Here is an 8,796-nt window from a genome sequence, read left to right as displayed (position 1 = left end):
CAGCCCATTGATTTCTAAAAACACATTCTGAAGATTTTCAGGTTCTGCTCGATCAACGCTGATGTAGCTCCCACCCCGATTACCACTTGTGCATAGAAATCTGTAGGCAACCCATCTTTACAGATCCGTTCATAGAAAATAAATCAAAGTACCGATTGAGTGTGGAGAGTTCTTCATCCGCTAGCTTGCCTAGCTCAGCACTGGCAATTTTGGCTTGTTCCAACCATTCATTACATAAACAATGGTTATCATRGGTGAACGACTTGCTCCAGATGAGAAAAAGTATCTTGAAACCTTAAGCGTCTTTAGCATCATTTTTTTGCCTACCAACGAAAGGTTTTACATCCTGAGCTGGTATCAAATACACGTTGTGGTCCATAGTCATGAACTGTCTAGCCCAATGATGTGAAGAATTGTTGCCATTAGGGTCTTTGCGGGGAAAGTGCCGTAAGATATGTAGTCACTTGGTACGCGTGACCTTTCGGTTACACGTAATTTTACTGTCGTCGAGCATAACGAAAACCTTTTTATATAAATTATATAAAAGCTCATGAAAAAATATGATTAATAAATTATTATCCAACATAAATTAATGCCTGATAGGATGGTAGAGTAGCCAGTTAATAACCGAAACCACACTTAGTAATAAGATTAACATATATAAAAAACATAAAAATCACAACTMAATATAATGCACATTGCATATTAATAACGTATAAATGAYTTGCGATTTATTTATTTGATAATGAGCGACAACTAATTTAAAACCATTGTTTAATTCGAGGTTATTATGAAGAGAATATTTTTTTATTTGTTATTAACTGCACCTAATTTTGTTAATGCAGAAGAGTTTCCAAGGTTGGATGAAGCTTTGCCAAGTATGATTGATATCACTAGACAAACTCCTATTATGGATTGGGACGGTGACGGATGTTATCCAGCTGCTGGTATCAGTAGATCGGGAAAAATGAACGATGGTTTGAAAACTACCGGTGCTATCAATGGTAGCTGCCATGACGCTGGCTTTCTGGATATTTCAAATACTCTTCATCGTTATGCGTGTATTTCTGGAACTGATGGCAGCAGCTACTGTGCCCAAGCATATGATAACTATTACGAAAAAGACCAAGCTATTCATGGTTCGGGAATCGGTGGTCATAAACATGATTGGGAGTCGATAATTGTCTGGACCAAAGATAGCAGCATCACCCACGGTTCGGTGAGTTGCCACGGAGACATGGAAACCAAAAGTAGAGGTGAGTTGCCAATGGATGGTGAACACCTAAAGGTCGTCTATCATAAAGATGGTGCWGGGACACATTGCAATCGGTTTGCTAAACCTGGAGAGCTAGCAGAGAATCACTATGGTAAATTTGTCCTACCAACTATTACTTCATGGTATGAACTTCAAGGTGACGGGTTAACAAACCAACAAATGAGAGATAAACTCAACAGCTTTGATTATGGTAGCGCATCTATAAAAGTGAGAGATAGTTCCTTCTTAAGCCATATTAATCGTTGGCGACCTTCTGGTTATCCTGAATTTACGCAAGAGAGTGTGGAAGACTCTAACCCTAATCAGTAAAGACCCGTTCTGAGATGAGTTGACATTTTTTAATTAAAACGCTCGATGCACCTCATCGGGCGTTTTGTAGCTTAGAGTCAGGTAAGTGTAACGGTAGACTTAAATTGGAGACCTGTTTAGAGGTATGATTTCGTTCGATTAAATGAGGTTATATATGCCAAGTGATGAGTTGACATTTTTTAATTAAAACGCTCGATGCACCTCATCGGGCGTTTTGTAGCTTAGAGTCAGGTAAGTGTAACGGTAGACTTAAATTGGAGACCTGTTTAGAGGTATGATTTCGTTCGATTAAATGAGGTTATATATGCCAAGGAATATTTCTCCCGAATTTAAACGTGAGTGTGCTGAACTCGTGATCATTCATGGTTACAAACATAAGGACGCGGCCGCTGCAATGGGTGTCGGTTTGTCTTCAATACAAGCAGAAGCAATCTGGCGTTACACCCAAATCAACAGCACTGAACTGCTGAACAACTGCGAATTCAAGAGTTAGAAAAACAGCTCAAGCAGCTTAAAAGCGATAATGAACTGTTAAAAAATCTTCGGCCTTCTTCGCAATGGAAATAAACAAAAACAAGTAATTACGGTAAATCTAAAGAAGTTAGGCTACCCGATACAACAGATTTGTCGATGCTTAGCTCTCGCTGCTAGCTCATTTGCCCAAAGTTATTGATACTGAAAGTGTTCGATGAGAGCTGCGCTGAAACAAGTTCATCGTGATATGGATGCTACGTATGGGAAGCGTCGAATGCGATCTGAATTACAGAGTATGGGGTTTACGATTGGCATCTAGAAAGTTCGTCGATGGATGGAACAACTTGGCTTAGTTGCGAAACGACCAAAGCAGCATATAGCAAGGAATCAAAGAGCAAGGTTATGATTTAGTTTTAGGTAAAGGCTAATGCTTAGATCGCTGATTAAACATTAACCTAATGTGTGGCAAGATCATAAAAAGCAAACTTAGCCTATCTTTGTTTTGAAGCTTTTTCTTCTGAATTTCAAATGCGACAGGAATAATCGTTGATGACCCGACTAATAGAATCAGCCTATGGTTAACACTCAATAAATGGACGAAATAGGACAATTGTGGAGATGTATGCTTACCATAGTGCGGCTAATGATACTTATCAGATTCGAAGTCAACTTACAGAGCAAGCCCCACATTTTGAGAGTGTTCTACAGTTTTCAATCACGGATAACAAGCCATAAAGTGATTAAGCTGTGGTATATGAGCGACGGCAACAAACGGCTCATGTCCGTTAACAATGGTATGGGCACACACCCACTCTCCATAAAGAGCCAGTTGATAAATTCTTAGTGATACGCCTAAGTCACGCACATATTGTCTTATTGCGTTTAAATCTTCTAGCTGCTCTAAGTCCATCAGACGCCCAACAGGTACATTATTTGCGCGTCGGTAGCTGTTGTAATAACTGTTTTGTCTCTGGGTCATTTCTGAATTTGGTGAACCATTAATTCTATGTGCCATTGTAGATAACCAGGTAGCATGAAATAGACAGTTGTTCCCCCTGCCTGATGTATTGCGAGTAATTGTACCAACTGGACCCTCCATGTTAGCACCAACCACTCGATTTAAGCTCAACAAATGAAATTGATTTTGTAGTGCTTTGGCTATGACGTCCTGATCCATGTCAGTATCGCTGAATTTGGTGTTTGAGACACCTTCGTGATAAATCTCTATTTCTAGGTCATTATACTTATGCACAAATCCACCTTTTAGGCTCTTTTTCTTGTTATCGTAACTGCCTTGAGTTAACGGATAGCTTTGACCTTCTCTAAACTCAGGATTGGTGTCCGCGCCTTTATGATAGTTGTAAGAGATAAACAGATATTCGGTATCTGTCTTATCCAAACCTTTCTTTTTCTGCTGATAGCTCTCAAAATCAGACTTTTTACCCTTAGCTAAAATGCTGACAACCCCCTTGAAGGTGCTTTTATTGTTTTGGCAATAGTCGAGTAATACGGCATTCATTTTATGGTACAAAGCTAAACCAGTAAGCGTAAGCTTACCGGTTTGTTTGGTGGGTATTCCACCTTGCCCAAATATCTGAGAGCTTGAGGTTCTTTGCTGCAGTTCCTTGGTACTGGTTAAAGGCCCGTGCTTCGGTTTATCAGTTATATCAATGTTCGCTTGTAGAGACTTTGACGTTTCATCATATGTGAGAGCAAAACCACTAACAGCATGACCCTTAAGGTTGCCATAGCCAAGCGTTCCTAAGTATTTGAGGTATTCTCGGCGCTCAACGTCAGTAACTTTCTTTAAGTCTATTACCTGATCAGAACTCACGCTTCCCGCACTGGAGATATTGCCTTTGTCATCCCGAGTAATAAAGTCCTTAAGATCCAGATCCTCCCCCAGCTCTTTGAAATACAACGAGTCATCAAAATTAGCGGATAATTCGTAGGAAAGTTGATCTTCCAAACCAACGGTATTAACGAAGACATAAGGTGAGTTTAAGCAACTATTGATATGCTCTGTTGAACCACCTTGAGAATGTTCGGGCAATGGTAAAAGCGTATTGCCACCAGACTCCCGAAATGCAGCAAGAGCGGAAGCTCTGAGTTGATCCAATTCTTCATCTGTAAAGTCATCATCAGAATCTGACGGCATAATCAATTTTTTACTACTAGGATCAAGCCGAGACAATTTAAGAAGCAGTTCTGGCGTTAAGTTCTTGCCTTTTTTTATCTGAGTCAAGTTATACCAATCCACTACATAAGGCTCGTCTTTTATCAACTTATTCCGTTTTGGCATGTTGGCTATGAAATGCCGTCCTACTGTGTAAGGGAAAGTACTGGTTAACCCAATATCGATCTGGTTATGTAGACATGGGCAGTTGTATGCATTGTTGATGTTAACATCATTGTTGTGTTCGCGTTTTACGAAGCAGTGGTGGCAATAGGTTTCCTTCATTTTTGTTTCTCCCTTTATAACTGCAATTTTTTTAATGACGAGTCGGTGTAAATTTCTCATCAACAGCGTAGATAACTGACAGCTTTAAAACTTGGCTGATTTGACAATCTTTGCAGTCAAATATGGGGAAAACTAAAAATTTGGAAATATCATTGAAAGAAACTACTAACTGTTACTCCTAGAAAAGCCAGATTAAACAGAAGAAAAAACAAACATCCGATGTAGCTGGTTAGAGTTGTGAAAGTTTAGTCAAACCTAAAACCTTTTTAGTCTCGGATCGTAGAAAATCGAAGCTTTTCCTTGTTATCAGCGGAGAAAGATGGACGCATGGAGCATTACCATGCCTATGGTGTATTTTTTGATACATTTACCTCTACCACTTAGGTAACTTTAGTATCCTACTGCTCATCACTAAAATCACTAAAATCATCAAAATCACTTGTTTCTCAAAAAGTGTTGAATAGCTTTAGAGGCGCCTCCTTGTACATGTACAAAAGTCGTCACAACTGTATATTTAAGGGAAAATATTGACTATACATGTACAAAATTCGTACAATAAACGTTAACTAAGCCTCTAATTATCTGTAATTCAATGGAATTTATTCAGAGTACTATACGTGTACAAGGTCTAATTCATAGATAAGTTAAATTATGTTTGAAAATAGAAAGCGCCTGTTTAAGCGCTCTCTTCTGTTATATGGTATTTCTCAAATTAAACATAATCAGATTTACCATAAAATACCTAATAAACAGTTTGTTTAATCAGAGATTAACAAACCATTACTAGTTGTCCTTAACCGCCAGCGAGTTTCACTGTATGACCTTTCTTTTCAAGGTGAGCCTTTATTTTCTCTCTCGCATCACCTTGAATTTCGATATTGCCATCTTTTACAGAGCCTCCACAACCACACACTTTCTTCAGTTCTGCGGCTAATAGTTTAAGTGGTGCATCATCCAGATCTAACCCAGATACAATACACACGCCTTTGCCTTTGCGCCCTTTGGTTTGTCGCTGGATACGAACAATGCCATCGCCTTTGGGCCGTTTAACCTTTTCATCTTCAGGTTTGATTCGGCCAACTTCTGTGGAATAAACAAGACTCATAAGTACTACTTCTTCTGTTCGGCTTTTTGTTTAGCCATCAAGTATGCCTCTATATGCTTCTGGATCGCAAGCTTCCCACCCTTAATGAGCTTGCCGTTAAAGAAACAATACCAAGCATTAGGCTCACCAGTATCGTTTTTTATAGTGTAGCCATGAAAGTTTTCTTGTGCTGGATTACCTTCTGCCTGTTTTTTATTTCCCAAGGAACCAAACTCTTTGGGATCAATTATTGTGGCAGTATCGCAAAACCAATCAATACTCTTTTTTACTGCTGGCATGCTTCCAGACAAAACATGATTTTTGATCTGAACTTGCCATATGTCAGTAGAACTTCCAGCAGTTTTGAGGGTAAAACCTCTATATGTCGCAGCAGCCATAGTCACTTTATTTTAGTAATAAGTTAAATTAATAATAATTGTATATCGCCCTTAATCAAGTATATTGGGTAAGGATAATTCTGTTATAGTGCGCTTGAATGAAGAAAAATATTAGGGTAATCACAGATTTAGATACAAGAAATCGATTCATTAAACTCTTTACTCAATCTGTGAGCATAGACATGATGAATTCACTCACAGATGGTCAATACGCACATAACTCTCTGTTAGCATTAACAAAAGACTGGAATTTATTTTCTGATTATTGCAGGAGGAAATCGGTTAATACTCTTCCCGCTTCTACGGCGGCTGTACGTCTTTTTTTGGAAAGAGAGTCTGCTCAAAGAAAATACTCAACCCTCAGACGTTACATTGTAACTATTTCACTTATTCATAAAACGCTAGCAATGAGTGACCCAACAAGTCATTCTAATGTTCAGCAATCATTATCTCAGTTAAGAATCGAGAAATCCGGTGATGCAAGCCCTGCAATCCCTTTTGAACGGCAGCACCTTGATCAGCTGACAGAAAAGCTCGACAAGAAACCTTCAATCAAGGTAGTACGTGACCTAGCGATTTATCACTTAATGTTTGAGTGCATGCTAAAGCGTTCAGAGCTGAAACAATTAACTCGAAACAACATTAAACTAGGAACGAATGATTGTCTTGTTTTTATTGGAGACTCAACCTACACACTTACTGATAATGCTTACAAATATTTATCAAAGTGGTTAAAGACGCTACCCATACAGAATACATTTTTGTTTAGTGCCATTGATAAGCATGGAAATATTAGTACTGACCAATTGAATGATTCTTCTATTTATAGAATTTTGAGATCAGCAAGTGACAAGCTAAAATTAAACGTCAAATTCTCAGGTCAGTCATTGAGAGTTGGAGCCGTGAAAGAAATGTCACGCAAAGGGATAAAGACGGTGGATATTCAACACTATGGTCGATGGTTAAGCCCTGCGATGCCTTATCAATACTTGGGAAATAAGGTCACCGCAGAAGCAGAAATGATGATATTTAAACGTTTTAAACCGTGGGACTAAAGTGAGCGTCTTACACAATCTGCAAGAAACTCGGAGAATTTTAAACCACTGTACTCGACCATTTTAGGAAACATCGAAATCGGTGTCATACCAGGAAAAGTATTGACCTCATTCAAATACACATCTCCTTCTGGAGTAAGGAAAAAATCGATACGAGATAAATGACGAAGTTTCATCTGTCTGAACACTTTTTCAGAAGCCTGCTGGATAATGAGTCGTTGATCGTCAGTCAGATCCGTCGCTTCAACATCTGTTGTCGAATGACTATCTGCACTGTATTTCTCTTCGTATGAATAGAACGTGTCTTCCGGAGCTTTAATTTCTCCCGGTGGAGTTACATGCAATTGACCTTTGTATTCATACGCCGCCACTTCTAACTCGCGAGGTTTTACTGCTTTTTCGACTAAGACTTGATCTGAGTATTCAAACGCATCATTGATTGCTTTTTGCAGCTGATCTTTTTCTGTCACTTTATAACAGCCAACAGAAGAACCTTGTCTTGCTGCTTTAACGAATACACTACCCCACTGCTCGAACGCCGCTAAGCTTTGATCATATGCTAGCTTATTGTTCTCAGACAAAAAGATATATGGCGTATTTGGAATGGAAAGAGCGTCGTACCAAAGTTTCGACGTGATTTTGTTAAAGCTATTCGCACTGGCTTCAGGACCACAGCCTAAATAAGGAATACCTGTAAGCTCAAGCATCGATTGGATATCACCTGTTTCCCCCGGAAAACCATGAATACATGGCACAACAAAATCCAATTTTGTTGCATTTACTTCAGAGTTCAAGGTTCCAGCGTTGGTATCGAGATAAACCAGTTGCCCCCCTTGATACCAACCTTCAGGTTTCATTTCTACTCGAATCACCTCAAATTCAGGTGTTAACTCAAGTTGGGATTGTACGAAATCTGCTGAAACGAGCGACACTTCATGCTCAGCCGAACCGCCACCACAAAGTAGTAAAATTGTTGTATTCGCCATTAAAGATCTTTCCGTGAAATAACAGAGGGATTAGTAGAGTTAATCATAATAAAAACTCGGCAAGGATTCATTGATTTAACCGAATTATGACCGTTCTGACAGTTTGTTTGATGGATTAATACCCATTAAAAAAGGGGCTGATGCCCCTTTTTATGAAATTAGTTAAGCTTATTCAGCGTTGGGAACTCAGAGTTCTTAATCGCATCAATACTCTTAACGAAAGGTTTCATATCCTGAAGGTCACTAGGAAGTTTTGAAATGGCTTTCTTCGCATCAGCGCGAGTGGCGTAGTCTCCGTAAAGGACTGTGTACCACTTTGTGCCGTTGACGACTTTATAGTTTTCCCACACTGGCTCGCCATCACGTGGTAGTTTACGTGCAAACTGGTCCACTTTGGTTTGGCTGCCAACCGCAACAACCTGAATCGTGAAACCATAACGTGGGTTCATCGCTTTTTGTTTTGCAGTTGGTGGGATAATCGCGACTGCTGGCTTAGCCTTCTTCTGAGGTTGCATATTAGTCATTTGCTTCTCAGCCATCGGCCTTACAGTCTTAACCGCTTCTTCCGTGACGCCGTTTGTAACGCCTTGTTGTGAAACAATCGGCTTCTCTACTGCCGCTGTTTTGTAATCCTCACGATAGCTTTCAGAGGACACGTCAGTTACGTAATCACTCGATACACACGCTGAAAGCACCACTGATAAGCCAACTATTGCGATTTTTTTCATGAATTCTTCAAATGCCTTTTGTAGA

The 8,796-nt window shown here is 39.4% G+C and carries 8 protein-coding genes and 1 pseudogene; 3 read left to right on the top strand and 6 right to left on the bottom strand.

Features of this window, described 5'->3' with window-relative positions; genetic code table 11:
- Window positions 1–298: 298 nt before the first annotated feature.
- A pseudogene (locus L1D31_RS07115) lies at window positions 299–412 on the bottom strand (IS110 family transposase); the annotation flags it as partial.
- 378 nt (window positions 413–790) lie between these two features.
- On the opposite strand from L1D31_RS07115, the gene L1D31_RS07110 reads away from it, so the two are divergent.
- Window positions 791–1,585, top strand: a complete 795-nt coding sequence (locus tag L1D31_RS07110) for an NPP1 family protein (protein ID WP_239836344.1) — start codon at window positions 791–793, stop codon at window positions 1,583–1,585.
- Window positions 1,586–1,889: 304 nt separating this feature from the next.
- Window positions 1,890–2,078: a transposase gene (locus L1D31_RS07105; protein ID WP_239836343.1), complete on the top strand. Its 189-nt coding sequence runs from the start codon at window positions 1,890–1,892 to the stop codon at window positions 2,076–2,078.
- Between the two features lie 696 nt (window positions 2,079–2,774).
- Here the strand turns inward: L1D31_RS07105 and L1D31_RS07100 are convergent.
- The 3 genes from L1D31_RS07100 to L1D31_RS07090 all read right to left on the bottom strand — a co-directional run bounded on the left by L1D31_RS07100 (window position 2,775) and on the right by L1D31_RS07090 (window position 6,002).
- On the bottom strand, window positions 2,775–4,520 hold the full coding sequence (locus tag L1D31_RS07100; RefSeq protein ID WP_239836342.1) for a hypothetical protein: 1,746 nt from the start codon (window positions 4,518–4,520) through the stop codon (window positions 2,775–2,777).
- A 793-nt stretch (window positions 4,521–5,313) separates the two neighbouring features.
- A complete protein-coding gene (yciH, locus tag L1D31_RS07095) occupies window positions 5,314–5,625 on the bottom strand; it encodes a stress response translation initiation inhibitor YciH (protein WP_239836341.1) in 312 nt (103 codons plus the stop codon).
- A 5-nt stretch (window positions 5,626–5,630) separates the two neighbouring features.
- Window positions 5,631–6,002 (bottom strand): DUF3319 domain-containing protein, encoded by a 372-nt coding sequence (locus L1D31_RS07090; protein WP_239836340.1) that lies wholly within the window; start codon window positions 6,000–6,002, stop codon window positions 5,631–5,633.
- 98 nt (window positions 6,003–6,100) lie between these two features.
- Between L1D31_RS07090 and L1D31_RS07085 the strand changes: the two genes are divergently transcribed.
- Window positions 6,101–7,057: a tyrosine-type recombinase/integrase gene (locus tag L1D31_RS07085; RefSeq protein WP_239836339.1), complete on the top strand. Its 957-nt coding sequence runs from the start codon at window positions 6,101–6,103 to the stop codon at window positions 7,055–7,057.
- Here L1D31_RS07085 and L1D31_RS07080 read toward each other — a convergent pair.
- Together L1D31_RS07080 and L1D31_RS07075 are read right to left on the bottom strand one after the other, a co-directional pair.
- Window positions 7,054–8,043 carry a D-alanine--D-alanine ligase gene (locus tag L1D31_RS07080; RefSeq protein WP_239836338.1) on the bottom strand — a complete coding sequence of 330 codons (990 nt, stop codon included), beginning with the start codon at window positions 8,041–8,043 and terminating at the stop codon, window positions 7,054–7,056. The genes L1D31_RS07085 and L1D31_RS07080 overlap by 4 nt on opposite strands.
- A gap of 158 nt (window positions 8,044–8,201) precedes the next feature.
- Window positions 8,202–8,771: an SPOR domain-containing protein gene (locus tag L1D31_RS07075; protein WP_239836337.1), complete on the bottom strand. Its 570-nt coding sequence runs from the start codon at window positions 8,769–8,771 to the stop codon at window positions 8,202–8,204.
- Window positions 8,772–8,796 lie beyond the last annotated feature (25 nt).

The sequence above is a fragment of the Vibrio sp. Isolate23 genome (assembly GCF_022398095.1).
GTDB lineage: Bacteria > Pseudomonadota > Gammaproteobacteria > Enterobacterales > Vibrionaceae > Vibrio > Vibrio coralliilyticus_A.
Note: the sequence above shows the minus strand (reverse complement) of the source record. Positions and strands in the feature narration are given on the sequence as shown.